The sequence below is a fragment of the Sphingopyxis sp. A083 genome (assembly GCF_001468495.1).
GTDB lineage: Bacteria > Pseudomonadota > Alphaproteobacteria > Sphingomonadales > Sphingomonadaceae > Sphingopyxis > Sphingopyxis terrae.
Genome location: NZ_LNSK01000009.1, coordinates 84,930 through 110,511, shown reverse-complemented (window position 1 = coordinate 110,511; position 25,582 = coordinate 84,930). Strand labels below are relative to the sequence as shown.

Annotated in this window: 24 protein-coding genes; 17 read left to right on the top strand and 7 right to left on the bottom strand. The window is 66.4% G+C overall.

Going from position 1 to position 25,582, the window contains the following annotated elements; genetic code table 11:
- Together ATE59_RS14450 and ATE59_RS14445 are read left to right on the top strand one after the other, a co-directional pair.
- On the top strand, positions 1-753 hold a 753-nt coding region (locus ATE59_RS14450), incomplete at its 5' end, for an alpha/beta hydrolase (protein WP_058813056.1).
- Positions 750-1,532 carry a nucleotidyltransferase family protein gene (locus tag ATE59_RS14445; protein WP_058813046.1) on the top strand — a complete coding sequence of 261 codons (783 nt, stop codon included), beginning with the start codon at positions 750-752 and terminating at the stop codon, positions 1,530-1,532. The genes ATE59_RS14450 and ATE59_RS14445, both read left to right, overlap by 4 nt.
- A 10-nt stretch (positions 1,533-1,542) precedes the next feature.
- On the opposite strand, the gene ATE59_RS14440 is transcribed toward ATE59_RS14445, so the two are convergent.
- Entirely contained in the window at positions 1,543-2,562 is a 1,020-nt protein-coding gene (locus tag ATE59_RS14440; RefSeq protein WP_058813045.1) for a glycosyltransferase family 2 protein, read from the bottom strand.
- Positions 2,559-3,626, bottom strand: a complete 1,068-nt coding sequence (locus ATE59_RS14435; protein ID WP_197409182.1) for a glycosyltransferase family 2 protein — start codon at positions 3,624-3,626, stop codon at positions 2,559-2,561. The genes ATE59_RS14440 and ATE59_RS14435 overlap by 4 nt, the downstream gene beginning before the upstream one ends.
- A 142-nt stretch (positions 3,627-3,768) precedes the next feature.
- Between ATE59_RS14435 and ATE59_RS14430 the strand changes: the two genes are divergently transcribed.
- Both ATE59_RS14430 and ATE59_RS14425 read left to right on the top strand, forming a co-directional pair.
- Positions 3,769-5,178 (top strand): lipopolysaccharide biosynthesis protein, encoded by a 1,410-nt coding sequence (locus ATE59_RS14430; protein WP_058813042.1) that lies wholly within the window; start codon positions 3,769-3,771, stop codon positions 5,176-5,178.
- Positions 5,175-6,341 carry a hypothetical protein gene (locus ATE59_RS14425; protein WP_058813040.1) on the top strand — a complete coding sequence of 389 codons (1,167 nt, stop codon included), beginning with the start codon at positions 5,175-5,177 and terminating at the stop codon, positions 6,339-6,341. Before ATE59_RS14430 ends, ATE59_RS14425 begins: the two co-directional genes overlap by 4 nt.
- Here the strand turns inward: ATE59_RS14425 and ATE59_RS14420 are convergent.
- On the bottom strand, positions 6,338-7,030 hold the full coding sequence (locus ATE59_RS14420) for an HAD-IB family hydrolase (protein ID WP_231737394.1): 693 nt from the start codon (positions 7,028-7,030) through the stop codon (positions 6,338-6,340). The genes ATE59_RS14425 and ATE59_RS14420 overlap by 4 nt on opposite strands.
- A gap of 126 nt (positions 7,031-7,156) precedes the next feature.
- On the opposite strand from ATE59_RS14420, the gene ATE59_RS14415 reads away from it, so the two are divergent.
- Genes ATE59_RS14415 through zapE form a run of 4 tightly spaced genes read left to right on the top strand, consistent with a single transcriptional unit; the run spans position 7,157 to position 10,525 of the window.
- The gene (locus ATE59_RS14415; RefSeq protein ID WP_003041149.1) at positions 7,157-7,939 is read left to right on the top strand and encodes a succinate dehydrogenase iron-sulfur subunit; all 783 of its coding nucleotides are present in this window, start codon (positions 7,157-7,159) and stop codon (positions 7,937-7,939) included.
- Positions 7,939-8,919 carry an MBL fold metallo-hydrolase gene (locus tag ATE59_RS14410; RefSeq protein WP_156416801.1) on the top strand — a complete coding sequence of 327 codons (981 nt, stop codon included), beginning with the start codon at positions 7,939-7,941 and terminating at the stop codon, positions 8,917-8,919. Before ATE59_RS14415 ends, ATE59_RS14410 begins: the two co-directional genes overlap by 1 nt.
- Complete coding sequence (locus tag ATE59_RS14405; protein ID WP_058813034.1) at positions 8,916-9,407, top strand: PaaI family thioesterase; 492 nt, start codon at positions 8,916-8,918, stop codon at positions 9,405-9,407. The genes ATE59_RS14410 and ATE59_RS14405 overlap by 4 nt, the downstream gene beginning before the upstream one ends.
- A complete protein-coding gene (gene zapE / locus ATE59_RS14400) occupies positions 9,404-10,525 on the top strand; it encodes a cell division protein ZapE (protein ID WP_058813032.1) in 1,122 nt (373 codons plus the stop codon). Before ATE59_RS14405 ends, zapE begins: the two co-directional genes overlap by 4 nt.
- Here the strand turns inward: zapE and ATE59_RS14395 are convergent.
- The gene (locus tag ATE59_RS14395) at positions 10,496-11,539 is read right to left on the bottom strand and encodes a polysaccharide deacetylase family protein (RefSeq protein ID WP_058813030.1); all 1,044 of its coding nucleotides are present in this window, start codon (positions 11,537-11,539) and stop codon (positions 10,496-10,498) included. The genes zapE and ATE59_RS14395 overlap by 30 nt on opposite strands.
- A gap of 69 nt (positions 11,540-11,608) precedes the next feature.
- Entirely contained in the window at positions 11,609-12,160 is a 552-nt protein-coding gene (locus ATE59_RS14390; protein ID WP_058813028.1) for a phosphatase PAP2 family protein, read from the bottom strand.
- Positions 12,161-12,515: 355 nt separating this feature from the next.
- Here ATE59_RS14390 and mdh point away from each other — a divergent pair, with 355 nt between their 5' ends.
- The 8 genes from mdh (at position 12,516) to ATE59_RS14350 (ending at position 22,110) form a co-directional block, all read left to right on the top strand.
- A complete protein-coding gene (gene mdh, locus ATE59_RS14385) occupies positions 12,516-13,478 on the top strand; it encodes a malate dehydrogenase (RefSeq protein ID WP_058813026.1) in 963 nt (320 codons plus the stop codon).
- 64 nt (positions 13,479-13,542) lie between these two features.
- Positions 13,543-14,433 carry a succinate--CoA ligase subunit alpha gene (sucD, locus tag ATE59_RS14380; protein WP_058813024.1) on the top strand — a complete coding sequence of 297 codons (891 nt, stop codon included), beginning with the start codon at positions 13,543-13,545 and terminating at the stop codon, positions 14,431-14,433.
- Positions 14,434-14,513: 80 nt separating this feature from the next.
- Complete coding sequence (locus ATE59_RS14375; protein WP_058813055.1) at positions 14,514-17,336, top strand: 2-oxoglutarate dehydrogenase E1 component; 2,823 nt, start codon at positions 14,514-14,516, stop codon at positions 17,334-17,336.
- Between the two features lie 31 nt (positions 17,337-17,367).
- A complete protein-coding gene (gene odhB, locus ATE59_RS14370) occupies positions 17,368-18,594 on the top strand; it encodes a 2-oxoglutarate dehydrogenase complex dihydrolipoyllysine-residue succinyltransferase (RefSeq protein WP_058813022.1) in 1,227 nt (408 codons plus the stop codon).
- A 40-nt stretch (positions 18,595-18,634) separates the two neighbouring features.
- Positions 18,635-20,047 (top strand): dihydrolipoyl dehydrogenase, encoded by a 1,413-nt coding sequence (gene lpdA, locus ATE59_RS14365; RefSeq protein ID WP_058813020.1) that lies wholly within the window; start codon positions 18,635-18,637, stop codon positions 20,045-20,047.
- 139 nt (positions 20,048-20,186) lie between these two features.
- Entirely contained in the window at positions 20,187-20,810 is a 624-nt protein-coding gene (locus tag ATE59_RS14360) for a trimeric intracellular cation channel family protein (protein ID WP_003041119.1), read from the top strand.
- Between the two features lie 96 nt (positions 20,811-20,906).
- A complete protein-coding gene (locus ATE59_RS14355; RefSeq protein ID WP_003041116.1) occupies positions 20,907-21,155 on the top strand; it encodes a hypothetical protein in 249 nt (82 codons plus the stop codon).
- 55 nt (positions 21,156-21,210) lie between these two features.
- Entirely contained in the window at positions 21,211-22,110 is a 900-nt protein-coding gene (locus tag ATE59_RS14350) for an alpha/beta fold hydrolase (RefSeq protein WP_058813018.1), read from the top strand.
- A gap of 21 nt (positions 22,111-22,131) precedes the next feature.
- On the opposite strand, the gene ATE59_RS14345 is transcribed toward ATE59_RS14350, so the two are convergent.
- Positions 22,132-22,761 (bottom strand): hypothetical protein, encoded by a 630-nt coding sequence (locus ATE59_RS14345; RefSeq protein ID WP_058813016.1) that lies wholly within the window; start codon positions 22,759-22,761, stop codon positions 22,132-22,134.
- A gap of 59 nt (positions 22,762-22,820) precedes the next feature.
- Positions 22,821-24,098 (bottom strand): phosphoribosylamine--glycine ligase, encoded by a 1,278-nt coding sequence (gene purD, locus ATE59_RS14340; RefSeq protein ID WP_058813014.1) that lies wholly within the window; start codon positions 24,096-24,098, stop codon positions 22,821-22,823.
- Between purD and xseA the strand changes: the two genes are divergently transcribed.
- Positions 24,097-25,521, top strand: a complete 1,425-nt coding sequence (gene xseA, locus ATE59_RS14335; protein ID WP_058813012.1) for an exodeoxyribonuclease VII large subunit — start codon at positions 24,097-24,099, stop codon at positions 25,519-25,521. The two genes, purD and xseA, sit on opposite strands and share 2 nt — an antisense overlap.
- Positions 25,522-25,582: the final 61 nt, after the last annotated feature.

Here is a 25,582-nt window from a genome sequence, read left to right as displayed (position 1 = left end):
GAGTTCACCGCTGCCCCAGCCGCCGCCATAGAAGAAGACCACGACCGGCTGCCGGTCGTGGTCTTCTTCTATGGCGGCGGCTGGGGCAGCGGTGAACGGCAAAGCTACGGCTTCGCCGGCCGGGCGCTGGCCAACCAGGGCTTCGTCGTCGTGATCCCCGATTACCGGCTGGTCCCCAAGGCGCATTGGCCCGACTTTCTGGAGGACGCCGCGGCGGCGGTCGCGTGGACCCACCGCCACGTCGGCGAACTGGGCGGCGATCCCGATCGCATCGCGCTGATGGGCCATTCGGCGGGTGCCTATAATGCGGTGATGCTCGCGCTCGATCCGGTATGGATGCGCGCGGCCAAGAGCGACGCGTCGGTGATCCGCGGCGTTGCGGGCCTCGCGGGCCCCTATGATTTCCTGCCGTTCGAAAAGGGCGGCATGGCCGACCGCGCGATGGGCAAGGTGCGCCCGCGCGAAAAGACGCAGCCGATCCACTATGCGCGCGGCGATGCGCCCCCGCTATGGCTGGCGAGCGGCGACGAGGACGAAACGGTGCGCCCGCGCAACAGCCGGAACCTTTCCGCGGCGATCGAACGGCTGGGCGGATCGGCGACGCTGCGCGTCTATCCGGGCATGGGCCACACCGGCATCGTCATGGCGCTTGCGGCACCCTTTCGCGCGAAAGGCCCGGTGCTCGACGAGGCCACCGACTTTCTGCGCGGCGTGACGGCGCGCCGGGTCGCGCCTGCGGCGGGGGCGCCATGACAGCTCCGACGCCCGGTCCGATCTCTGCCATCGTCCTCGCCGGAAGCCGCCCCGGTCCCGACCCGCTGCTGACCGGCAGCGGCGTATCGACCAAGGCGCTGCTGCCGGTCGGCGGACGGCCGATGCTTGTTCATGTCATCGCCGCGCTGCGTGCCGCGCCCGAGGTGGGCGCGATCCGGGTGCTTGCGCAGAACAGCGCCGAACTGGCGCGCGAGCCCATGTTGGCGGCCGTGCCCGACCTGCACTTTGCCGATTCGGGACAGGGGATCAGCGCTTCGCTCGCTGCTGCACTGCCCGAAGGCGACGCGCCGGTGCTGGTGACGACGGCCGACAATGTGCTGCTGACGCCCGCGATGATCGCCGAATTCCTCGCCGGCGCAGCGGGCAGCGATGTCGCAGTTGCGATGGTCGAGCGGCGCGTGCTGTTCGCGCGCTACCCCGAATCGCGGCGGACCTGGCTCAAATTTCGTCGCGGCTGGTGGTCGGGCGCCAATCTCTTTCGGCTGCGCGGGCAGCGCGTGCTGCCGCTGCTCGACTTTTGGGGACGGATCGAACGCGACCGCAAGAAGGGGCTGAAGATCGTTGCCGCCTTCGGACCGTGGCTGCTTGCGGGCGCATTGCTGCGACTGTTCACGATCCAGGGCGGCGTCGCCCGCGCCGGACGCCGCTTCGGCCTCGCCGCGCGCGTGGTGCCGATGTCCGACGCCGAAGCCTGTATCGACGCCGACAAGCCGTCGGACGTGACGCTGATCGAGCGCATTCTGGCCCGGCGCGGCTAGGGCCGGGCTCCTAAGCTGCCAGACGCACAAAAAGCGCCAGAACGAACCAGCGCCCGAATTTTCGATGCTGTCGGTGCGTGCGGAGCAGCGCCACAAAAGGCAGCGGCGACGCCGCCTCGGTGAGATCGCGGTAGCGTCGCAGCTCGCGGCGCAGCGCCTGCCACGGCATCCGGCCGGCGCGCGTGCTGACGAGACGCCAGCCGATTTTCGTATATTCCTTCGCGCAAAATTGGGCGAGGCAGTAGCGCATGTCATCGTGCATGGCGGGCAGACCGGCCGTCACCGCCGCCATGATGTCCGCCAGGACCGCTGTCAGCGCGTCATTGCCAGCCGTGTCGAAATGTCCTGCCGTGCGGGTCGCGAGCCCGGTCAGGCTGCCCTCCCGCACACGGTAGTCGATCCACGGCGCGGGCTCGTAATAATGACTGCGCACCGTCAAGAACAGATGCGGGACGACTGCCATATCCTCAAAGCAGGCGAGGGGCGGAAAGCGAAGATCATGCCATAGGTTGCGGCGCGCGATCTTGGTCCATAAATGCATCCGGCGGCGAGCGAACAGGCCGTGAAGCAACGCTTCGCGGTCGGTCACGATGCGGCGCGCAGTTCCCGTGAAAGCCGCCTCGTCGCGGCCCCGCTTGCGATAATCGCAAAGGACCAGATCGGGCGCATCGCGCATGACGATCGCGTGCAGCGCGGCGATCGCGCCAGGAAGCAGCAGGTCGTCGGCATCGATGAACCAGACATAATCGCCCCTCGCCAAGTCGAGCAGGCGATTGCGTGCTGCGGCGACGCCGCCGTTTTCTGCCTGCCGATGCAAGCTTGCCGCGGGGCCGATCTCAGCACAGATCCGCGCGCCGATGGCGTCCGATCCGTCGGTCGACCGATCGTCCAGAAGCAGCAGTTCCACTCCCGCCGCCGGAAGCTGCGCGACGATCGAGGCAAGCGTCTCGGTCAGATAGGGCGCGACGTTGAAGACCGGCATGAGAATGCTGAGCCACGGCTCTTTGCTGTCCGCCGCGTCGTCGTTCACCCGGCATCGTCCGCTTGTGCCAACCACAGGCAGGCTGAGAGTATCGCCGCGCGCGGCAAGCGCCCGCGGCTTCGGTAAAGGCGCGCGAGCGCCGCAAAAGCGATCGGCGATTCGGCGTCCATCAGGCCGCGGTAGCGGGCGAGCTTGCGGCGCAGGTCGCGCCAGGGCATGCGAAAGGCGCTGCTCGACAGCAGCCGCCAGCAGATTTTGGTGAACTCCTTCGCCCAGAAATGCGCGATATGGTGTCGGGTGACGTCGCTCATGGCGGGGAGCGCCTCGCGCGTCGCCGCGTCGAAGCCGGCCAGGCTCATTGCCAGATCGTCGTTCCGGCAATCGTCGAAGCGTCCCCGCGACCGGCGCAGCGCCCCCATGATGCTGTCGGGACGGTCGCGATAGCGCACCCAGGCCTCGGCCGCGTGATAATGGGTCCGGGCACGAAGCAGCAGCCACGGCGTCGTCGCAATATCTTCGAAGCATCGCCCGGCGGGAAAACGCAAGTCCTCGTTCCAGAGCGAACGGCGCGCAATCTTGCTCCAACTGTGCAGCCGCCGACGCGCAAAAACGCCCTGCAGCAACGCCTCGCGGTCGTCGCTGGGTTGACCGGCCGGGCCGGAAAAGCTGCTGAGATGCCGGCCGCCGCGCTCGTAATCGCAAAGGACAAGATCGGGCGCATGGCGCTCGACGATAGCCCGGAGCCTGGCGATCGCACCCGGCAGGACTTCATCGTCGGAATCGACGAACCAGATATAGTCGCCCCGCGCCGCGTCGAGCATCGTATTGCGCGCCGCGCTCAGTCCCGCGTTGCTGGCATGGCGCATAAGCCGGACTTGCGGGTGCGACTGCGGGCAGATTTCGCTGCATAGCCCGAGCGAGCCATCGGTCGACGCGTCGTCGAGCAGAATCACTTCTACCCCGTGCGGCGGAAGCTGCGGCAACAGCGACGCGAGGCAATCGCGCAGATAAGGCTCGACATTATAGACGGGGATCAGGATGCTCAGCCACGGGGGCTCGCTGCAAGGCGCACCGCCTGCGGTTCCCCCTTCCACCTGTGCGGACAGACCCACGCGCATTCCCGTTTCAATTCCCGAACGCCTCTGCCCCGCCCCGCGTTACTAGATCAGCTGGGCGAAAGGGAAGTCGTTTTTCCGTCGATTTGGCTGTGCAAATGGATGGAAAACGACGCCAAAGGCGATATAGGCCGCGCGCATGGAACCCGCTCCACCCCCGGCCGACCGCCGGCCCCCCTTCTATCGCACCTGGATCGATAAGGGTATTGCGGCGGTACGGCGCCTCGGCGCACCGGCTGCCGACACGGGCGATCAGCGGCCTTTCCGGCGCATCATGACCCACCTGAGCTGGATTCTCGGGGGCAAGGGTTATGGCGCGATCCTCAGCCTCTTCTATCTTGCGATCGTCACGCGCGGTCTGGGGCCGGCCGCCTATGGCTCCTTTGCCCTGATCCTCAGTTCGACGCTGGTGCTGCAGGCGATCCTCAATTTTAACATCTGGCAGGTGCTGGTCAAATATGGCCAGGAACATATCCACAGCGGCGATCATCCGGCCCTGGCGCGCCTCATCCGCTTTTGCACCGCGGTCGATCTGGCGATGGCGCTGCTCGGCATTGGCGCGGCGGCGATGATCCTCTGGCTGGGGCGAGGGTTGCTGGGCATGCCGGCCGAACTCGTCTGGACGGCGTTCGCCTATGTCGTGCTGTTCATGCTGTCGATCCGCAATGTGCCGCGCGGGATATTGCGGCTTCACTCCGAATTTTCGCAAACCTTCCTCGCCGAAGCGGTGGTGCCCACGCTGAAGACGCTGGGTGCCGTTGTCGCCTTTTTCACGCACCCGTCGCTCGAGATTTTCCTGATCGTGTGGGCGGGTTCGGAGATGGCGAGCACGCTCGTCTTCTGGTGGCTCGCCAACCGGTCGTGCCGCCGCGCTTATGGCCGACCCGACGGCCGGCATTGGTGGCGCGTGTGGCGCGAGAACAAGGGTCTTCCCGAATTGATGGTCGCATCCAATTTCGGAACCATGGCCTATACGGTGGCGCAGCAACTGCCGGTCTTGCTGGTCGGCTCCTTCGCGGGCGCTACCGAAGCAGGCATCTATCGCCTTGCGCATCAATTGACCCAGTCGATCACGATCATGGCCGGCTTCATCGGCCTCGCCAGTTACACCGAGATGACGAATATCTACGTCAAACACGGGCTGCGCGGCGTGGCGTCGCTCTATGTCCGGTTGACGCTGATCGCGCTCGGCCTGTTTCTTTTGCTCGCGCCCGCGATCGTGCTGCTCGGCAAGCCGCTGCTGCTGCTCATGTCGGGTCCGGCGTTTCTGGGCGCCTATCCGTTCCTGCTCGTTCTCGGCCTCGCGGCCTGCCTGCAAATGGCGACGGTCAGCTGCGAACCGATGCTGATGGCGGCGGGACGATCGCGCCTGATCATCGGCATCAGGCTGGCGGGCACCGCCACGCTGATCGCCGCCATTTATCTGATGCTGCCGACGATGGGCGCGATCGGCGCCGCCTGGTCCAAGGTGCTGGCCGAAACCGTGACCTTGCTGCTGCTGTTCAGCGCCAGCTTCCTGATCCTTCGCGAAAGCCGGATGCCGTCATGACGAAGCGTATCTTGTTCCTGTTCAACCATGATGCGGCGCATCAGGCGGCGCATATCGCAGGCATAGCGGGCGAACTCGCGCTGCACGCGCCGACGGTTCAGGTCGTCGTCGCCTGCGGCGTCGAGGCGATCCGGCACAAGGTGGCCGAGATCATTCCGGCGGCGGCGCACGACCGTATCGAATGGCGGATGCTCGACCTGCCGACGGCGGAGCAGCGGTTGCTGGCGCCGATCAACAAGGTGGCGCCGGTGCTGCGCGTCGCGCGTCTTTACCGGCATCTCGATCTGTTCCGCGGCGTCGACCTGGTGGTATCGACCGAACGCACCTGTCTGCGCGTCCGCCGCCGATTGGGGGCGGCGGGGCCGCGCTTTGCCTATGTGCCGCACGGATCGGGCGACCGGAATGTCGCCTATCACCCCGAACTCGCGCAGTTCGACCTGATGCTGCTCAGCGGACCGAAGCTGGTCGACGAAATGGTGCGCCACGGCATCACCACCGCCGACAAATGCCGCGTCATCGGCTATCCCAAATTCGACACGATCGATCCGGCGGTGCGCAAGCGCTTCTTCGACAATGATCGCCCGGTCTTTCTCTATAATCCGCACTTCGATCCGCACCTGTCGTCCTGGTACGGCATGGGCGAGGCGGTGATGGATTTTTTCCTCGCGCATCGCGACTATAATCTGATCGTCGCGCCGCATGTGATGCTGTTCCGCAAGCGGCTGCACTATTCGCTCGAATATCGGACCGCCAAGCTCCGGCCGGACATCGCCGACCGCTTCCGCGCCGCCGACAATATCCTGATCGACGTCGACGGCCCCAATCTCTTCGACATGAGCTACACGATGGCGGCCGACGTCTACATCGGCGATGTGAGCAGCCAGGTTTACGAGTTTCTGCTGCACCGCGGCGCCTGTTATTTTCTCGATCCGAACGGCAAGCCCGCCGACGGCGTGGCCGAGCGCTATGAATTCTGGCGCAACGGGGAGGTCTTGTACGGCCCCGCTGAGCTTGCCGAGCGGATTCCGCACTGGCGCGAAAGTGCCGCGCTGCACCGCGCCGAGCAGGATCGGTTGTTCGCCTACACGATGGACCACCGGGCGGGCGAGACGTCGGTTGCGCGGGGCGCCGCGGCGCTGGAGGCCTTCGTCGAGGGGCGCTAGCCCGTCCCGAAATCCGTCAGCGTCCAGCCGTTGTCGCGTGCCGCTTTGGCAATGCGGCCGCCACGCCCGATCGCAAAGGCTTCGTCGGCGAGCGCGAACAAGGGGGCGTCGCTCGCATGATCCGAATAGGCGCGCATATGGTGCGCGGCGCGTTGCGGGTCGGCGGCAAGCCATTCGGCGACGCGGCGCGCCTTTTCCGGCCCATAGCAATTGGTGCCGTCGAGCGCCGCGAGCCAGCTTCCGTCGGCGGCGCGCCGATGCCGGGTGGCGATGCAGGCATCGAAGCCCAGCGCCTCGGCCAAGGCAGCGGCGTAGAATTCGGGGGCCGCGGTTGCCAGCAGTAAATGATAGCCGGCGGCGCGGTCGCGGGCGATCGCCGCTCTGGCCCCCGGTTGAACGTCGGCGGGAACGCGCCAGGCGGTAAAGTCCGCAGCCAGATGCGCCATTCGCTCCGCCGGCACCCGCCGCCCGAGCATCAATCCGATCGCCGCGGGCTTCAACGCATCGCGGCTGTAGAGGCCCAGCGCATGCCCCGCGAGCAGCCCGAGGAAAACGGGCGCTAGCAGAAGGCGCCATGGCGCGCTGCGCGCGGCCGCCCACAGAAGGAAGAGCGTGAACGTCGGCGTCCGCAGCACGGTGCGGTCGAGATCATAGACGGCAAGGCGAAAGGAGGCGGCGGCGTCGCTCATCGCCATCGGGCCTAGCCGCTCGCAGGGCGTGCTGCCACCGCTTTCGCGCGTGCGCCGCCGCACACCCCCTTGTCGCGGCGGTTCAATGGGGCTACGCAGCCCGCGATTGCATAGGGAGCCCGCGATATGGCCGAATTTCGTCTGCCCAAGAACAGCCGCGTCCAGAAGGGCGGCACGGTCCACAAGGCCGAGGGCGCGAGCAACGTCAAAAAATTCAAGGTCTATCGCTACAATCCCGACAGCGGCCAGAACCCGCATTTCGACACGTTCGAGATCGACACCGACAAATGCGGCCCGATGGTGCTCGATGCCCTCATCAAGATGAAGAGCGAGCAGGATTCGACGCTGACCTTCCGCCGTTCGTGCCGCGAAGGCATTTGCGGCAGCTGTTCGATGAACATGAACGGCAAGAACGGCCTCGCCTGCACCACCGCGATCGAGGATCTGAAGGGCGACATCCAGATCACGCCGCTGCCGCATATGGAGGTCATCAAGGACCTCGTCCCCGATTTCACCCATTTCTATGCGCAATATGCCTCGATCGAGCCGTGGCTGAAGACCAAGTCGACGACGCCCAGCGGCAAGGAGCGGCTTCAGTCGCCTGAAGAGCGCGAGAAGCTCGACGGCCTTTACGAGTGCATCCTGTGCGCCTGCTGTTCGACGAGCTGCCCCAGCTATTGGTGGAACAGCGACAAGTTCCTTGGGCCCGCGATCCTGCTTCAGGCCTATCGCTGGCTCGCCGACAGCCGCGACGAATATACCGGCGAACGGCTCGACGATCTCGAAGATCCGTTCCGCCTCTATCGCTGCCACACGATCATGAATTGCGCCAACGCGTGCCCCAAGGGGCTGAGCCCCGCACGCGCGATCGCCGAGATCAAGAAGCTGGAAGCCGAGCGGCAGGTTTGATGCAGCGCTGGCTGCCGGCGCTGGTCGCGCTGGCGCTGGCCGGCTGCGCTGCTAATCCGAAGGTCGAATATGCCGAAATGCCGCGCACCTATGCGCATGGCATCGGCGGTGCGACCTTCCTGATCGGCGGCAACTTCAACCCCTTCAGCCAGCCCGACGGCAACAGTCTGATCCTCTATGGGCCCGAAGGCGCCTTCGTGATCGACACCGGACGGCACGCCGACCATGTCATCGCGGTCAAGCAGGGGTTGAGCGGGATCGGCATGACGCCCGTCGCGATCGTCAACACCCATTGGCATCTCGATCATGTAAGCGGCAACCCGGCGCTGAAGGCTGCATTTCCCGGGATCAAGGTCTATGGCACCTCGGCGATCGACGGGGCGCTGGCGGGCTTCCTCGCCCGGACGGCCGACACATATCGCAAGGCGATCGCCGAGGGCAATATTCCGGTCGGCGCGCGGGCGGACATCGAGGGCGACCTCGCGACCATCGCGCGCGGCGCCGAGCTGCGGCCCGACGTGATCGTCGACGAATCGCGCGATATGACGATCGCCGGGCGCCCGCTCTCGCTGCGCGTCGCGCACAACGCGGTCACCGAGCGCGACCTGTGGATTTACGATGCCGCCGAGAAGCGCGCGATAGTTGGCGACCTCGTTACCGTGCCGGTGCCCTTCCTCGACACCGCCTGTCCCGACGGCTGGTTGAAAGCGTTGGGCGACGTCGCGGCGTCGGGCGCCCGCCAGGTCGTCCCCGGACACGGCCCGGTCATGGGCATCGCCGAGTTCGGCCGATGGAAACGCGCCTTCACCGATTTTATCGCTTGCGCGCAGGGGCAGGGCGCGCTTGAGGCCTGTTCGGGCGGCTGGCTGAAGGACGCGGCGCGCTGGATCGGCCCCGACCCCTCGCGCGCCGAGGCGATGGCGATTTATTATGCCGAGCAGATACGCTCGGGGAAACTGGACGGATATTGCACGGCATGAACGACGGAATAGAGGACCCCAAGCGCGCGGATCATTTCAGTGCCGAGGCGCTGGAGGGCGGCTGGATCAGCTGGAACCTCAAGGACGCGAGCCGGTTCAACGCCTTTATCGAACCGCTGTCGGTGCGCCTCGAAAGCCCGACCGAGGACGGTCGGCCGCGCGCTCGCGTGCGGATGCTGCCGACGCGCAAACACAGCAATCTGGGCGACAATGTCCATGGCGCGGTAACGCTGGCGCTGGTCGACATTGCTCTCTTCGCCGCCTCGCACCAGTTCGGATCGCTCGAGGCCGGCCATTCGGTGACGCTCGACCTGTCGACGCAGTTCGTCGGCGGCGGCCGCCTCGACGAACCGCTCGATGCGGTGGTCGAGCAAGTGCGCGAGACGGGGCGGCTGATCTTCCTGCGCGGGCTGGTCGTTCAGGGACCGGACGACGAGCATATCGTGCTGAGCTTTGCGGGGACGATCCGCAAGGCAAGCCGCAAGTGACAGGATTGCTTGCCGCCTATGACGCGCTGGTCGCTGCGGGCGAGCTGAAGCCCGACGCCGAACAGCGGGCGGCGGCAGAACGCCTCGCCGCGCTGCAATCCGATCTGCAGGCGGCGCCGCCGCGCGGCAGCATCTTGTGGCGGATCGCCGGGCGCAAACCCGACGCGCCGCGCGGCGTCTATCTGTGGGGCGCCGTCGGCCGCGGCAAGTCGATGCTGATGGACCTGTTTTACGACCATCTGGCCATCCAGCGCAAAAGGCGCGTCCATTTCCACGCCTTCATGCTCGACGTCCACGCGCGGATGCGCGAGGTGCGCAAGAGCGAGAGCGGCGATCCGATCCCGCAGGTTGCGGCCTCTCTGGTCGAAAATGTCCGCTGCCTCGCCTTCGACGAAATGGTGGTGAACAATAGCGCCGATGCGATGATCCTCTCGCGCCTGTTTACCGCGTTGATCGCGCATGGGGTGACGGTGGTCGCGACGTCGAACCGTCCGCCCGCGGATCTCTACAAGGACGGCCTCAACCGCGAGCATTTCCTGCCCTTTATCGCACTGATCGAGGAACGGCTCGATGTGATGGGCCTTAACGGCCCGACCGATTACCGGCGCCACCGGCTCGGCGACGGCAAGCGCTGGTTCGTGCCAGCCGACGCGGCGGCGACCGAGGCGCTGTCGGCGGCCTTCTTTCGCCTGACCGATTATCCGCCCGAGGACCGCGCGCATGTGCCCTCGCTCGATCTGGACGTCGGCGGCGGGCGGACGCTACATGTACCCAAGGCGCTGAAGGGCGTGGCGGTCTTTTCGTTCAAGCGCCTGTGCGCGGAGGCGCGCGGCGCATCGGACTATCTGGCCGTCGCGCGGCATTTTCACACGGTAATCATCGTCGGCATCCCGCGGATGGGGCCCGAGAACCGCAACGAGGCCGCGCGCTTCGTGACGCTGATCGACGCGCTCTACGAATATAAGGTCAAGCTGCTCGCCAGCGCTGCGGCCGAGCCCGATGCGCTCTATGTGGCCGGCGACGGCGCCTTCGAGTTCGAGCGCACCGCGAGCCGCCTCGCCGAAATGCAGTCCGGCGAATATCTGGCGCTAGGCCACGGCCAGGATGACGCCGCATAGCACTTTGCCCCACCGTGACGAGTTGATCGTCAGGGCGACGACATCGCGGACATAGCGGATTTCGTGCGCGATATGTCCGACCGTCTGCTCTGCGACGCGCCGCAGCGTGCGGAGCGGCTTGGGAGCAGCGGCCGGGATGCGGCCGGGGCGGGTCGGCGGCGCGGGCAGGGTTGCAAAGCCCCCGCTGCTGACTCGCGGATCGTCGGCGACTGCCCGGCACAGCGCCTCCATCCGCGCGATCGCGAGCCCGTTCGGAACCTGACGGTCGCGGCTGAGCAATTCGAAACTGTGGCTGAAGGCCGAAAACTGGATCGCGCCGCTCGCCGCCGAATGATCGAGCGCGTCGCGCATTTCCTCTTCGGACATGGCGCATAGCTGCGCGGGGCGGAAGCTGTTCGCGCGGTCGCGCAGGCCGCTGACCGGCACTTCGCAAATGCCATGATGGACGCGCATGCCCAGATTGGCCGGATCGAGCGTGATGTCGCATCCCAGTCCCTGCCAGGCGGCGTTGAAGCTGCTGTCGAAGCGGAAACCCAGCGCGGCGAGGGCGCGCAGCGTGTCGTCGTTGGCGCCGAAGTTGCCCGCGCGAAACGCGGTCGGCCGCGGCGCCCCGGCGCCCGTCAAAATGTCGCGGGCGAGCGCGATCAGCTTCTTTTGCGCCGCGAACGGGAAATCGCCAATATTGCGGCCGCGCAGCTTGCCGACCGGATTGAACCGCGCAAACTCCAGCCATTCGGTATGGAGGTGCAGTTGCACTTCATGCCCGCGCGCCAGGATCGGACCGACGATCGCATCGATGATTGCGGGGCCGTGGACGAGCGCGGGCATGGGGTCGACGAAATAGACGCCCTTCAGGCCGAAACGGTCGAGCATATCCATCTGGAAATGGATGCCGAAATCGCCGTCGCGGCAGCGCCCGAGGACCGAGCTTTCGAAATTGGCGCGCGCGCTCGCGCCGCGGCGATGAAGCCCGGCGGACAATTCGGTATCGAAGCTGATGATCGCGCGCGTCACCCGCCCGCGCTATCAACATCGGCGTAACGAAGCGTTAAGCGGCGGCTGTGGCCGTCCCGCAGCGATCGTTCAGAAGCGCATCGTCATCGCGACGCCCCCGCCCCCGGCATCGGCCCACGGAAAGACCTGGACCCGACCGCTCGCGCGGCGCGTGATCAGAAAGCCCGATGCCTCGCCGATCGCGGCGCCGACCAGCACATCATGGACATGATGTTTTCGGGCTTCGACGCGGCTCAATCCGACGAAGGCGGCAAGCGCCTGCGCGGGGAGACCCACTTTCCAGCCATAACGGTTTTGCAGCGTCGCCGCCGCTGCAAAGGAAACCGATGTATGGCCCGAGGGGAAGCCCTTGTTGTCGCTGCCGTCGGGGCGTCGCTCGGGAAAGGCCTGCTTCAGACCGGCGGTCACGCCTGCGGCGACGACGAGGCTGCCGCCGGCTTGCAGCGTTCCGTCCCAGTCGCTCTGGGCAAGCGGAACGCCGAACGCGGCGATCACCAAGGCGTCGCGCGTGATCGATCCCGCTTCGTTCCATGTCTTTTCGCCGGCATGGGCGGGCGGCGTTGTGGCGGCGGTCAGGAAGATGGCGCAGGACAGCGCAGGGACAAAAGCTCTCTTGGTCATGGTGGCGTCGATCCTTTTGCAGGCGCAGGGCGCACGGCCCCGCCTGGCGACGCCCCAAGATCGCCACCGCCTGTCTTACGCCTGTGGCCGGCCGGCGCAAGCGATGTTCACGCGGCCGGTATGACTCGCTTAGGATCGTCCGCGCTCAGGGTCTGAATCGTGCCCGATCTTGCAATAACGCTATTGCGAACTATTTGCATAAAAACGCGGTTTTTCGTCCTTTTCGCGGTTGTTTCGTTAACGGAATCGGCGTAGGGCGTCGCGAGTCTTTGGGATCGGCAGGCGGCTTTGGCCCGTGGCCCCGCCGGTCTGGAAATCACTGCCGGGCTTTGCCAGGAAGGGAGTGCCGCGCGCCATGGGACGCAAGAAGATCGCTTTGATCGGAGCCGGGAATATCGGCGGGACGCTGGCGCTGCTCGCCGCGCAGAAGGAACTGGGCGACGTCGTCCTGTTCGACGTCGTCGAAGGCGTGCCGCAGGGCAAGGCGCTCGACCTGTCGCAGGTCGGCCCGATCGCCGGCTTCGACGCAAAGATCACCGGCTCGAACGATTATGCCGACATTGCAGGCGCCGACGTCATCATCGTCACCGCCGGCGTCGCCCGCAAGCCGGGCATGAGCCGCGACGATTTGCTCGGCATCAACCTCAAGGTCATGAAGGCGGTGGGCGAAGGCATCAAGGCGAACGCCCCCGACGCTTTCGTCATCTGCATCACCAACCCGCTCGACGCGATGGTGTGGGCGCTCCGCGAATTCTCAGGGCTTCCGCACAACAAGGTCGTCGGCATGGCGGGCGTGCTCGACTCGGCGCGTTTCAGCCACTTCATCGCCGACGAATTCGACGTATCAGTGAAGGATGTGAACACCTTCGTCCTCGGCGGCCATGGCGACACGATGGTCCCCGTCGTTCGTTACTCGACGGTCAACGGCATCCCCGTCCCCGACCTTGTGAAGATGGGCCTGTCGTCGCAGGACAAGATCGACGCGATCGTCAAGCGCACGCGCGGCGGCGGCGGCGAAATCGTCGCGCTGCTCGGCACCGGTTCGGCCTTCTACGCTCCCGCAGCCTCGGGCATCGCGATGGCCGAAGCCTATCTGGGAGACCAGAAGCGCATCCTGCCCTGCGCCGCCTATGTCGATGGCCAGTATGGCGTCGATGGCCTGTATGTCGGCGTGCCGGTGATGATCGGTGCGGGCGGCGTCGAAAAGATCGTCGAGATCGAACTCGATGCCGAAGACAAGGCGGGCCTGCAAGTGTCGGTCGATGCGGTCAAGGAACTGCTCGACGCGTGCAAGAATCTGGATCCCAGCCTCGCCTGAATCTTTTCTGGCCCGCTCGGTCAAGCAGGCCGGGCGGGCCGACTCTCCCCGGGAGACTTAGAATATGTCTATCCTCATCGACAAGAATACCAAAGTCATCACGCAAGGGATGACCGGTGCCACCGGCACTTTCCACACCGAACAGGCGCTTGCCTATGGTACGCAGATGGTCGGCGGCGTGACGCCGGGCAAGGGCGGCACGACGCACATCGGTCTGCCGATGTTCGACACCGTCGCCGAAGCGAAGGCGACGACCGGGGCGAGTGCGTCGGTCATCTATGTGCCGCCGCCGTTCGCGGCCGATTCGATCCTCGAGGCGATCGATGCCGAGATTGAGCTGATCGTTGCGATCACCGAAGGCATTCCGGTGCTCGACATGGTCAAGGTGAAGCGCGCGCTGTCGGGTTCGAAGTCGCGGCTGATCGGCCCGAACTGCCCCGGCGTGCTGACCCCCGACGAATGCAAGATCGGCATCATGCCGGGCAGCATCTTCAAAAAGGGCAGCGTCGGCGTCGTCTCGCGCTCGGGCACGCTGACCTATGAAGCGGTGTTCCAGACCACCAACGCCGGCCTGGGCCAGACCACCGCGGTCGGTATCGGCGGCGACCCTGTCAACGGCACCAACTTCATCGACGTGCTCGAACTCTTCCTCGCCGACGAAGCGACCAAGTCGATCATCATGATCGGCGAAATCGGCGGCGATGCCGAGGAGCAGGCGGCGCAGTTCCTGATCGACGAAGCCAAGCGCGGCCGCAAGAAGCCGATGGTCGGTTTCATCGCGGGCCGCACCGCGCCGCCGGGCCGCCGCATGGGCCACGCCGGCGCGATCGTGTCGGGCGGCAAGGGCGATGCCGAAAGCAAGATTGCGGCGATGGAAGCCGCCGGCATCACCGTGTCGGCCAGCCCGTCGGAACTCGGCACGACGCTTGCCGAAGTGCTGAAGGAACGCGTCTGATCGGACGGCCCGCCGGCGCCTGATGCCGGCGGGCTTCCCTTCCCCGAATATCCCATCCCTTCCTCCCCGTGGAATCGCAGATGAACCTCGAACGACAAAGCTTCGACGTCGATGAAGTCCAGGCCGGCCCGAGCTGGGCGCCGAAGAACTGGCCGCTGATCGACAGCGATGATCTGACCGCCGCGCTCGACCCGCAGCAGATGCAGGTCGCGGTCAAGGCGGCCGCGGCGAAGGCGGGGGCCCCGCTCTCTAACGCCGAAGTCGAGCGCGCTGCCGACGATTCGATCCGCGCGATGATGCTGATCCGCACCTATCGCGTGCGCGGGCACCTTGCCGCGACGCTCGATCCGCTGGGCCTGACCCACCGCGAATTGCCGGCCGATCTGACGCCCGAATATCACGGCTTCGTCGGGGCCGACCAGGACCGACCGATTTTCCTCGGCGGCACGCTGGGGCTCGAGAAGGCGACGATTCGCGAGGTGGTGTCGATCCTGCAGGCCAATTACTGCGGGCACGTCGGCCTTGAATATATGCACATCGCCGATGTCGAGGAGCGCCGCTTCCTTCAGGAGCGGATGGAAGGCGCCGACAAGTCGATCGACTTCACCGCCAACGGCAAGAAGGCGATCCTCAACAAGGTGATCGAGGCCGAGGAATGGGAGAAATTCCTCGCGCGCAAATATGTCGGCACGAAGCGTTTCGGGCTCGACGGCGGCGAATCGATGATCCCTGCACTCGAGGCGATCATCAAATATGGCGGCCAATATGGGGTGAAGGAAATCGTCTATGGCATGGCCCATCGCGGCCGTCTGAACGTCCTCGCCAATGTGCTGGCGAAACCGTACAAGGTCATCTTCCACGAATTTCAGGGCGGTACCGCGAACCCCGAAGATGTCGGCGGTTCGGGCGACGTCAAATATCACCTGGGCACCTCGACCGATCGCGAGTTCGACGGCGTGTCGGTCCATATGTCGCTGGTCCCGAACCCGTCGCACCTCGAAGCGGTCGATCCCGTCGTGCTGGGCAAGGTGCGCGCGCAGCAGGTGATGCGCGACGATCTGGCCGAACATAGCCAGGTGCTGCCGGTGCTGATCCACGGCGACGCCGCCTTTGCGGGGCAGGGGATCGTGTGGGAATGCCTCGGCTTTTCGGGCATTCGCGGCTACAATACTGGCGGCTGCATTCACTTCATCGTCAACAACCAGATCGGCTTCACGACCAGCCCGCAGTTCGCACGCTCGTCGCCCTATCCGTCCGACGTGGCAAAGGGCGTGATGGCGCCGATCCTGCACGTCAACGGCGACGATCCCGAAGCCGTGACCTTCGCGTGCAAGCTGGCGATCGACTTCCGCCAGCAGTTCAAGCGCGACATCGTCATCGACATGTGGTGCTATCGCCGCTTCGGCCACAATGAAGGCGACGAGCCGAGCTTTACCCAGCCGCTGATGTACGCGATCATCCGCAAGCATCCGCCCGTGTCGGACCTCTATGCCACGCGGCTGGAGGCAGAGGGCGTCGTTTCGGCTGGCGATGCCGAAGCGCACCGCGCCGAGTTCGTCGCGCGGCTCGAAGACGAATTCGAAGCGTCGAAGACCTACAAGTCGAACAAGGCCGACTGGTTCGCCGGTCGCTGGTCGGGCTTGCACGCGCCCGCCGACCCCGAAAATGCCCGGCGCAACATTTCGACGGGCGTATCGGAAAAGCTGTTCGACGCCATCGGCCGCACGATGACGACGATCCCTGACGATCTGGAGGTGCACAAGACGCTGCGCCGCGTGATCGACGCCCGCGCCGCGATGTTCGCGAACAAGGACGATGCCGAGGTGTTCGATTGGGCCACCGCCGAAAGCCTCGCCTTCGGCACGCTGCTCAGCGAAGGCTATCAGGTGCGCCTCTCGGGACAGGATTCGGGCCGCGGCACGTTCAGCCAGCGTCACGCCGTCTGGGTCGACCAGAAGGACGAGCATAAATATATCCCGCTGACCACCGTGCCGCACGGCCGGTTCGAGGTGCTCGACAGCCCGCTGTCCGAATATGGCGTGCTCGGCTTCGAATATGGCTATGCGATGGCCGATCCGAAGAGCCTCGTGCTGTGGGAAGCGCAGTTCGGCGACTTCGCCAACGGCGCGCAGATCATGATCGACCAGTTCATCGCGGCGGGCGAAGCCAAATGGCTGCGCGCCAACGGCCTCGTGCTGCTGCTGCCGCACGGCTATGAAGGGCAGGGGCCCGAGCATAGCTCGGCGCGTCTCGAACGCTTCCTTCAGCTTTGCGCCGGCGACAACATCCAGGTGTGCAATATTTCGACCCCGTCGAACTATTTCCACGTCCTGCGCCGCCAGATGCTGCGCCCCTTCCGCAAGCCGCTCATCATCATGACGCCCAAGTCGCTGCTCCGCCACAAGCTGGCCGTGTCGCAGCGCTCGGACTTCATCGGCGAAGCGCATTTCCGCCGCATCATGTCGGACCGCACCCCGCCGGAAGATGCGAAGGTCAAGCGTGTCGTCCTGTGTTCGGGCAAGGTCGGTTACGACCTGATGGAGGCGCGCGACGCCGCCGGGCTCGACGACACGACGGTGATCCGCATCGAACAGATTTATCCCTTCCCGGGCGAGGCGCTGGCCGTCCGCCTGAAGAAGATGAAGAATCTGGAAGAGGTCGTTTGGGCGCAGGAAGAGCCGCGCAACAACGGCGCCTGGTTCTTCGTCGAGCCGCTGATCGAGGAATCGCTGATCGACGCCGGCCACAAGGGCATGCGCGCCCGTTACGCCGGCCGGGCTGCCGCGGCTTCGCCCGCCACCGGCCTGATGAGCCGCCACCAGACCGAACAGGCGGCGCTCGTCGCCGACGCGCTGGGCCTCAATGTCCGCGCCGAAATCCGTCGCAACAAGAATAAAGCCTGAGCCAGAGCTTAAGCCCTAAGGAACTGCATCAATGAGCACCGAAGTCAAAGTCCCGACGCTGGGTGAAAGCGTGACCGAAGCGACGATCGGCGAGTGGCTGAAGCAGCCCGGCGAAGCCGTCGCGCTCGACGAGCCGATTGCCAGCCTGGAAACCGACAAGGTCGCGGTCGAAGTGCCGTCGCCCGTCGCCGGCGTGATGGGGCAACAGGTCGTCGCCGTCGGCGATACCGTCAATGTCGGCGCGGTGATTGCGACGATCGAGGCCGGCGACGGCAAGGCCGTCGCCCCCGCGCCTGCGCCCGCGGCGAAGGCCGAAGCGGCGACGCCCGCTCCTGCGACGACCGGCGGCGAGGATGCCGTCGTCACCCTGTCGCCCGCGGTGCGCCGCCTCGTCCTCGAGCACGGCCTCGATCCGAGCAAGATCAAGGGCACCGGCAAGGACGGCCGCCTGACCAAGGAAGATGTGCTGGCGGCCGCCGAAGCCGCCCCCGATGTGGCACCCGCGCCCGCGGCTGCCCCGGCACCTGCCGCCGCACCCGCTGCAACGGGTGCGCCGGGCCGTCAGGAAGAGCGGGTCAAGATGACCCGCCTGCGGCAGACGATCGCCCGCCGCCTGAAATCGGCGCAGGATACGGCGGCGATGCTCACCACATTCAACGACGTCGACATGACGGCGGTGATCGAGGCGCGCGGCCGCTACAAGGATCTGTTTGAAAAGAAGCATGGCGTGCGCCTGGGCTTCATGGGCTTCTTTACCAAGGCCGCCTGCCTTGCGCTCAAGGACATTCCCGCGGTCAACGGCCGTATCGACGGCGACGAGATCGTCTATAATAATTATATGGACATCTCGGTCGCGGTCAGCGGTCCGAGCGGGCTTGTCGTGCCGGTGATCCGCAACGCCGAAAGCCTGTCCTTCGCCGGCATCGAAAAGACGATCGGCGATTTCGGCAAGCGCGCCAAGGAAGGCACGCTGACGATGGACGACATGAGCGGCGGCACCTTCACCATCTCGAACGGCGGCGTGTTCGGCTCGCTGATGTCGACCCCGATCATCAATCCGCCGCAATCGGCCGTGCTGGGCCTCCATCGCATCGAGGACCGCCCGGTCGCGATCAACGGTCAGGTCGTGATCCGTCCGATGATGTATCTGGCGCTGAGCTATGACCACCGGCTGGTCGACGGCCGCGAGGCGGTGACCTTCCTGAAAACGATCAAGGAAGCGATCGAGGATCCGACGCGGCTTTTGATCGACCTCTAAGAGATTTCTCCCCATCCCCCGAGGGGTAAAGGAACAACAAATGGCTGATTACGACTACGACGTCCTTGTCATCGGTGCCGGTCCCGGCGGTTATGTCGCGGCGATCCGCGCGGCGCAGCTCGGGCTCAAGACCGCGTGCGCCGAAGGGCGCGAAACGCTGGGCGGCACCTGCCTCAACGTCGGCTGCATCCCGTCGAAGGCGATGCTGCACGCGTCGGAATATTTCGAGGCGGCGGCGGGCGGCGCGATGGCGGCGATGGGCATCAAGGTGACGCCCGAACTCGACCTTGGCGCGATGCACGGCCAGCGCAAGGATGCGGTCAAGGGCCTGACCGGCGGCATCGAATTCCTGTTCAAGAAGAACAAGGTCGACTGGCTGAAGGGCTATGCGCAGTTCACCGGCAAGGACAGCGTCGAGGTTGCGGGCAAGGCCTATCGCGCCAAGAACATCATCATCGCCACCGGATCGTCGGTGACTCCGCTTCCGGGCGTCGAGGTCGACAACGACAAGGGCGTGATCGTCGATTCGACCGGCGCGCTCGAACTTGCGAAGGTACCCGGTCATATGGTCGTGATCGGCGGCGGCGTGATCGGGCTCGAACTCGGTAGCGTCTGGCGCCGGCTTGGCGCGAAAGTCACCGTGGTCGAATTTCTCGACCAGATCCTGCCCGGGATGGACGGCGACGTTCGCAAGGAAGCGAACAAGATCTTCAAGAAGCAGGGCATGGACTTCAAGCTCAAGACCAAGGTCACCGGGGCCGAAGTGAAGGGCAAGAAGGCCGTGCTGACGCTCGAGCCCGCCGCGGGAGGCAACGCCGAAACGCTCGAAGCCGATGTCGTCCTCGTTTCGATCGGCCGCCGTCCGAACACCGACGGCCTCGCGCTCGACAAGGCGGGGCTGACCACGAACCAGCGCGGTCAGATCGAGACCGATCATGATTTCCGCACCGCCGTCGACGGCATCTGGGCGATCGGCGATGTCGTTCCCGGCCCGATGCTCGCGCACAAGGCCGAGGATGAAGGCATCGCCTGCGCTGAAAATATCGCGGGGCTGACCGGCATCGTGAACCACGACGTCATCCCGTCGGTGGTCTACACTTGGCCCGAAATCGCCGGCGTCGGCCTGACCGAAGAGCAGGCTGTCGAGAAGGCTGGTGGGGAAAAGGGCGACGTCAAGGTCGGCAAATTCCCGATGCTCGCCAACAGCCGTGCGAAGACCAACCACGAACCCGACGGCTTTGTGAAGGTGATCGCCGATGCCAAGAGCGACCGCGTCCTGGGCGTCTGGATCATCGCAGTGCCGGCGGGCACGATGATCGCGCAGGCGGCGCAGGCGATGGAATTCGGCGCGACGTCCGAAGACATCGCCTACACCTGCCACGCGCACCCGACGCACAGCGAGGCAATCAAGGAAGCCGCGATGGCGGTGACCGGAAAGCCGATCCACATCTGAGTTACCCGTCCACTGGGGTAGGGCATGGGGCGGCGGCGACGTCGCCCCATTTCCGTTGCGCCGCGCCGCCGATGATCGCATGACGAAGCGGTTGCCGGCACCGGTGCCGGCCTGCGGGACGAAGAAGCATCGCCGATCCATGGACACCCAGACGCTCGTTCGCCTTCTCGATCTGACCGGCATCGCGGTCTTCGCGCTGTCGGGCGCGTTGATGGCGGTGCGCCTGCGCCAGACGCTGGTGACGGCGAGCTTCTTTGCGCTCGTCACCGGGGTCGGCGGGGGTAGCGTGCGCGACCTGCTGATCGGCGCGCCGGTCTTCTGGGTTCAGGACGGCGCGATCGGCGCGGTGTGCATCGCGATTGCGCTGGTCGTGTGGGTGACTCCCGAACGCTGGTGGCAGGGGCAGCTTCTGGAATGGGCCGATGCGGTCGGGCTCGCCGCTTATGCGGTGTTCGGGACGGCCAAGGCCCTCGCCTGGGGCGTGGCGCCGGTTCCCGCGCTGATGATGGGCGTCATCACCGGCTGCGTCGGCGGGACGATCCGCGATATATTGGCCGGGGTGCCGTCGATCATCATGCGGCCCGAAATCTATGTCACCGCGGCGGCGCTCGCCTCCGGGCTGTTTCTGGTCCTGACCTGGCTCGGCGTCGCAACCTCGGTCGCCGCTGTCGCGGGGGCCGCATCGGGTTTCGTCCTGCGCGGCGCAGCAATTCGCTGGTCTTTGGCGCTTCCGACGTATAGGGGGCGCCCCGAATCGCGGTAAATAGCGGCAGTGGGAGCCGCAACGCTCGCTTAACGCTGATCCTGTAAAGGATCCGGTGACGCGCGGAGAGGCGCGTCGTGGGGACCAGTTTCGACCTTGAAGACATTGCTGATTCATTTCGGCGCCGGGGTGGCGGCGTCCGACTGCGTGGACGCGTGTCACGACACGGCGCACACCGGACGATGGATCATCGGCCTGTCGCTGGTGATCTTTGCGCTGCCGTTTTGCGCGCATGCGGCGCGGCGCGTCCTTCTGTCGCGCGCGCGCGCCGGCTGGCGCATCCGGCGTGGCGCGGTTCCGACGAAGCCGGCCCGGTTTCGCTTTCGCCGACGGGCGCCCTCTTGACCGCGCCGCGCGCAGCGGCACAGTGGCGGTTTGACCATCGGGGAGCGGCGACGGCATGACGACAGAGCAGGCAGCGGTAAACGGGATCAGCATCACCTTCGAAGACAAGGGGCCACGCGATGCGCCGGTGATTCTGCTGGTGATGGGGCTGGGCGGACAGCTGACGCTGTGGCCCGACGAATTTGTCGACGCGCTGAACGCGCGCGGTTTTCGGACCATCCGGTACGACAACCGCGACGTCGGCCTGTCGACGCGCTTCGACGCGGCCGGTGTCCCCAATCTCAAATGGATGTTCGTGAAGTCGCTGCTGCGCCTGCCGGTGCGGAGCGCTTACACGCTCGCCGACATGGCGGCCGACGGCGTGGCCTTGCTTGACCATCTGGGCATCGCGCGGGCGCATATCGTCGGCCTGTCGATGGGCGGGATGATTTCGCAGCATATCGCCGCGCGCTATCCGGACCGCGTGCTGTCGCTGACGTCGGTGATGTCGACGACCGGCAACCCCCGCCTGCCGCGCGCGCAGAAGGAAGCGATGCAGGTGCTGACCAGCCGGCCGATGAGCGGCGATCCCGAAGATCTGATCGCCTATTCGGTGCGCGCCGCCAAGGTGATCGGCAGCCCCGGCTACCCGCCCGACGAGGAGCGGTTGCAGCGGCGCGTGCGCAGCGATTTCGAACGTGGCTGGTATCCGCAGGGCGTCGCACGCCAGATGGCGGCGATCGTCGCCGATGGCGACCGGCGGCCGATGCTGAAGTCGATCAGCGCGCCGACGCTGGTGATCCATGGCGAGGGCGATCCGCTGGTGCCGCTGGCGGGCGGGCGCGATACCGCAGACAATATTCCGGGCGCCCGATTGCTCACCATCCCCGGCATGGGGCATGATTTGCCGCTGGGATTGGTCGATACGCTGGCCGATGCGATTGCCGGTCACGCCGGGGCGGTTGCCGCGGCCTGAGCTATAGGGCGGCTTTTCGCCTTATAGCTCGCCGCCGAGGGCACCATATTTCGCCTCGAACCCCGCTTTGTCGCCCTTCGCCAGATAGCCGGCCTGGTCGACGATATTGTCGCGGGCGATGCGGCCCTGAAACGCGCCGAGCTGCGGATCGATCGCGGCGATATCGGCGTCGGTCCAGGCGGCGATCTGCGCAAAGCTGGTCACGCCCAGACCGCCGAGCAGCGTCGCCATTTTCGGCCCGACGCCTTTCAGCAATTGCAGATTGTCGGCTTTGGCGGCGGCAGGGGCGGGAGCGGCTTCTGCCGGCGGGGCAGGGGCGACCGGTGGAGGCGCGGTCGGTTCGGGCTCGGGCGCTTGCGCGACGGGCGCGGGCGGGACGGTGGGTTCCGCCGGAATATCGGAGGCTGTGGGCGGTGCAGCCGGCACCGGAGGCAACGACGCGGGCGCGGCTTCCTTTGGTTTGAAACGCGCTGGTTCGGCTTTGACGATGTCGGGCTTCGCCGCTTCGAGCGGCTTCTTCGGCTCGGCCGGCATCGCCGCGGGCGGCGCTGCTTCGTCGGGGCGCTTGCGGCCGAACAACCACCACAGCAGGACCACCGCGACGACCAGTCCGACGACCGCGATGATCCAATTTTCCTGAAGCCACGTCATGATGATCTCCCTGTTTCACTGTCAGCCTAAGCCGACGGGGGTGGCGCGTCCAGCACCGCTCAGCGCGCCTCGCGGGTGACCTCGCGCCAGCCGATGTCGCGGCGGCAGAAGCCGCTCGCGAAATCGAGCTTGTCGACCGCGGCATAGGCGCGCGTCTGCGCTTCGGTGACGCTCTTGCCCGTCGCGGTCACATTGAGCACGCGTCCCCCCGCGGCGACGATCGCGCCGTCCGCGCGCGCGGTGCCGGCATGGAAGACGCGCACGCCGCCCGCTTCGGCCGCGGCGATGTTGCGGATCGCGCCGCCCTTTTCGGGGGTGCCCGGATAGCCGTTCGCCGCCATCACGACGGTCAGCGCATAGCCGCCGGTAAAGGTCGGCGCGGGCACGTCGGCCAGCCGCCCGGTTGCGGCGGCATGAAGCAGCGCGGCAAAATCGCCGGTCAGACGCATCATCAGCACCTGACATTCGGGATCGCCGAAACGGCAATTATATTCGATCAGCTTGGGACCTTCGCCGGTCAGCATCAGTCCGGCGAATAGCACCCCCACATAGGGCGTGCCTTCGGCGGCGAGCGTCGCCACGGTGGGACGGATGATGCGGTCCATCACCTCGGCTTCGAGCGTTTTGGTCAATACCGGGGCCGGGCTGTAGGCGCCCATGCCGCCGGTGTTGGGGCCGGTGTCGCCGTCGCCGACGCGCTTGTGATCCTGCGCGCTGCCGAAGGCGATGACATTGGTGCCGTCGGACAGCGCGAAGAAGCTCGCCTCCTCGCCGGTCATGAAGTCCTCGATCACCACCTCTGCCCCGGCGCCGCCAAAGGCGCCCGCGAACATGTCGGCGATCGCGGCTTCGGCCTCGGCGCGCGTCTCGGCGATAATCACGCCCTTGCCCGCGGCGAGCCCGTCGGCCTTGATGACGACGGGGATGGCGAAATCGGCGAGTGCGGCCAGTGCGGCTTCGGCGCTGGCGCAGCGCACATAGCCGGCGGTGGGAATCGCGGCGCGCGCGCACAGATCCTTGGTAAAGCCCTTCGATCCTTCGAGCTGCGCGGCGGCGGCGGACGGGCCAAAGACCGGAATGTCGATCGCGCGCAGCCGGTCGCCCAATCCGGCGACGAGCGGTGCTTCGGGGCCGACGACGACGAAATCGATCGCATGGGTGCGCACGAAGGCGACGAGCCCGTCGACATCGTCGGCGGCGATCGGCACACATTCGGCATAGACTTCGATCCCGGGGTTTCCGGGTGCCGCATAGAGCTTGGCGCAACTCGGCGAATGTGCCAGTTGCCAGCTCAGCGCATGTTCGCGCCCCCCAGATCCGACCAGCAGGATATTCATGAGCGTCCCTTTTCCGTCCGACGATGGCACCGAAGCGCGGCTGTTAGCCGAGGCGACGGCGGGCGACAATGCACCCGCACTGTCGGTCACGCAATTGTCGGCGGCGATCAAGCGAACGGTCGAGGACGGCTTTGCGCGCGTCCGCGTGCGCGGAGAGCTGTCGGGCGCGAAGCGTGCGGCATCGGGGCATTTCTACGCCGCGCTCAAGGACGACAACGCGCTGATCGACATGGTGATGTGGAAGGGGCAGGCGGCGCGCCTCGCCTTCCGGCCCGAAGATGGCATCGAGGTGATCGCGACGGGCAAGCTCACCACCTATCCCGGCCGCTCCAAATATCAGCTCGTCGTCGAAAGCCTGGAGGTAGCGGGCGAAGGCGCGTTGATGCTGTTGTTCGAAAAGCTGAAGGCGCGGCTTGGCGCCGAAGGGCTTTTCGACCGCGAAGGCAAACAGCCCTTGCCCTATCTGCCGCGCGTCATCGGCGTCGTCACCTCGCCGACCGGGGCGGTGATTCGCGACATTCTCCATCGCCTCGCCGATCGCTGTCCGACGCGGGTGATCGTGTGGCCGGTGCTGGTGCAGGGCGAAGGCGCGGCGGCGCAGGTTGCGAATGCGGTGCGCGGTTTCGATGCGCTCGCGCCCGGCGGACCGGTGCCGCGCCCCGACCTTGTCATCGTCGCGCGCGGCGGCGGTTCGATCGAGGATTTATGGGCGTTCAACGAAGAGATTGTGGTGCGCGCGATCGCCGATTGCCGCATCCCGACGATCAGCGCGGTCGGCCACGAAACCGATGTGACGCTGGCCGATTATGCCGCCGACATGCGCGCGCCGACGCCGACCGCAGCCGCCGAAATGGCGGTGCCGGTGCGCGCTGAACTGATCGCGCAGCTTGCGACGTGGCGCAGCCGGATGACGGGCGCGGCAACGCGCCACCGCACGCTCGCGGGCGAACGGCTGACCGCGCTCGCGCGGCATCTGCCGAAGCGCGAGGCGCTCTATGCCCCCCAGCGCCAGCGGCTCGACGACGCCGCCGACCGGCTCGACCGCAGTCAGCGCCACCGGCTCGCGATCGCCGGCGAGCGGTTGGCGACGCGCGGCGCGGCGCTGCGTCCGGCGCTGCTGGCGCGCGCCTGGGACCGCGATCGCGCCAAGCTGGCGGGGCTTGCACGGCTGCTGACCTCGCTCGATCCGCGCGCGCTGCTCGCTCGCGGCTATGCGATGGTGCGCGATGCCGAGGGGGCGATCGTGCCGAGCGCCGTGCGCGCGCGGGGCGCGGGCCATCTGCGGCTTGCCTTCGCCGATGGCGAGGTGCCGGTGACGGTGGCGGACGGCGATGTGCCGCCCGCACCTTCCGCAGCGCCGACCCCAAAGCCCGCGCGTAAGCCTCCCGCCGCGCCGGGGCGGGGACAGGGCGAGCTGTTCTGAGCGTCGCAGGGGTGGCCGAAATCGCGCAGGTCGCTATATTGACCCCGATATCTTGGATAAT